A 1822-nucleotide genomic window follows, 5' to 3' on the forward strand; every position below is an offset into this window, starting at 1 on the left:
GCGGCCCGCTGCACATAATCAGGCAGCGTTCCGGCGACAGAAGCGTCGGCAATAAACTCGACCGCCTGTTTGCGCTTCATGCTGAGACCGCCGTTTTCGCTGTTGTCCATAAGGCGTAACACCTCCTGAACCAGCACCATCCGCGCATCGCCGACTGCTTTCTGGCTGTCGGTCAGCTCGCGCAGCTTCTTCTCCTGCAGGGCCGGACATTTACGATATAACGCCAGCTCGCGCTGCACTTTCTCACCACCGGCTCCCGTGACCAGCTCACTGGTGGTGGTCGCCCTGGCCGGAAGGGAAGCAGACTGTGCCAGCAGCTGACGCGCCATGCGGGCCTGAACAGCTTCACGTGCGGCGTCCGGCAGACAATCAACGTGATACTCGAAAGCTTTAGTGCCCTGACGGCGGCGGCGCAGCGAATCATTACCTCCGGTCAGCTTATCCAGTTTGTTACGAATGTTATGTCCCATGCTCGGCATACCAGGCAGGGATAAGCATTCCTTAGCGATTAACCAGACAGACATCTCACTCATGCCCTCCGATCACGCGCTCTGGCGATTATCTGCGCTGTAACGATTTGGCCAGATCACATCTGGAGAAAGCCCGATTTTTTGTGCGATGAGATGCTCATATCTTGAAACGTGGCGATAAAACGCGTTACGCAGGGAGCCAGCACCAATTCCCAACTCAGCTTCCAGGACTGGCACGCTGAAACCCGCTTTTTTGAGCGCTGCGATGATGAGGTCGCTGGGCCAGTCCTGACCGGGAGTAACGAAGACATGGGTCAGATCTTGTTTAGGAAACTGCATTGTGTGATCCTCTCAGGTTTATCCAAACCGATAATCTAAAACGATTATCAACTTCGTTAAAATATACGATCACAAAAAACCGAATGCAATGATTTTTCGTTAATTTATTCGAGGTGTTTTTCGATGCGAGGATTAGACTATGAATTCAATTAGTTACAGAGGAAAAACCGCAGACAAGGCAAAAGACCGTGAACAGTTTTTTGTCCGGTATGGAATAAACCGCTTTTCAGACAGGCTGAAAGAGGCCATGAAAACAGCAGGGATTCCCAGCAACAACCAGCTTGCAAAGGACACTGAACTATCAGAGGCCACCATAAGAAAGTATCTGAAAGGTGCAACATTCCCAACGCTTGATCGACTGGCCTTGCTCGCCGGTGCATGTGGCTGCTCTCTGGCCTGGTTAGCAAGTGGGGATAGTGGTACTGAAAGTAATGCGAAAAATAAAGACGAGAAACTCAAATATAATAACGATACAAGGGTGTCCGAGGTTGAGAACATTTTGTCTTATCTTACGCATGAGCAAAGAGTGAAGTTTTTAAGGGTCATTTATACAAAGGGTATTGCAGCCATACTAAGCCTTGATGATGCATTTGACGCACAGTTTCTGGCACTTCCCGACTCAGAGAAGGAACGCCTACTGGCCTTGCACGAAGCTAAAAAAGGGGGATCTGAAGGCAGTGAGGTAAACAGCAAGGATAGCCTAGCTCAGGAAGCTAAGCGGGCAGGTTAAGTTAAGTAAGCGTAGACAGCCTCTTGCTGTCAGATGTAATGCATAATTTTTATGAGGTTATTGAGTTCGGCCAACTTTCTTAGCTGCCTGCTTAAATGAAAATCAAAAACGATTTAAACGCAGTTCAAACTCACACAAGCGACAATCATTCGAGTATCAAATACCGTTCAAAAAAATCATTTTTAAGTCATTTTTTCGCGACAAGTATCAAACCCCCGATTTCGACCAATGCCGCGCCAGTCAAAGGCTGTCGGCTTGCTTGGGGCATGCACGATCAGTATCA

Annotated in this window: 4 protein-coding genes; 2 read left to right on the plus strand and 2 right to left on the minus strand. The window is 48.8% G+C overall.

What is annotated here, in order from left to right:
• Nucleotides 1–470: DNA-binding protein (locus tag BBW68_RS10415; protein WP_338061303.1), on the minus strand; the 470-nt coding region annotated here is incomplete at its 3' end.
• Nucleotides 471–542: 72 nt separating this feature from the next.
• Nucleotides 543–809, minus strand: a complete 267-nt coding sequence (locus BBW68_RS10420; protein WP_070135307.1) for a helix-turn-helix domain-containing protein — start codon at nt 807–809, stop codon at nt 543–545.
• Between the two features lie 139 nt (nt 810–948).
• Here BBW68_RS10420 and BBW68_RS10425 point away from each other — a divergent pair, with 139 nt between their 5' ends.
• Both BBW68_RS10425 and BBW68_RS19180 read left to right on the plus strand, forming a co-directional pair.
• Nucleotides 949–1539 (plus strand): helix-turn-helix domain-containing protein, encoded by a 591-nt coding sequence (locus BBW68_RS10425; protein WP_070135308.1) that lies wholly within the window; start codon nt 949–951, stop codon nt 1537–1539.
• A gap of 95 nt (nt 1540–1634) precedes the next feature.
• On the plus strand, nt 1635–1822 hold a 188-nt coding region (locus tag BBW68_RS19180), incomplete at its 3' end, for a hypothetical protein (RefSeq protein ID WP_222563081.1).

The organism is Candidatus Erwinia dacicola (assembly GCF_001756855.1).
Classification (GTDB): Bacteria; Pseudomonadota; Gammaproteobacteria; order Enterobacterales; family Enterobacteriaceae; genus Erwinia; species Erwinia dacicola.

Excerpts from the sequence above, each read along its gene's own strand:
- BBW68_RS10420 (WP_070135307.1), bottom strand. The coding sequence starts at position 809 with ATGCAGTTTCCTAAACAAGATCTGACCCATGTCTTCGTTACTCCCGGT.
- BBW68_RS10425 (WP_070135308.1), top strand. The coding sequence starts at position 949 with ATGAATTCAATTAGTTACAGAGGAAAAACCGCAGACAAGGCAAAAGAC.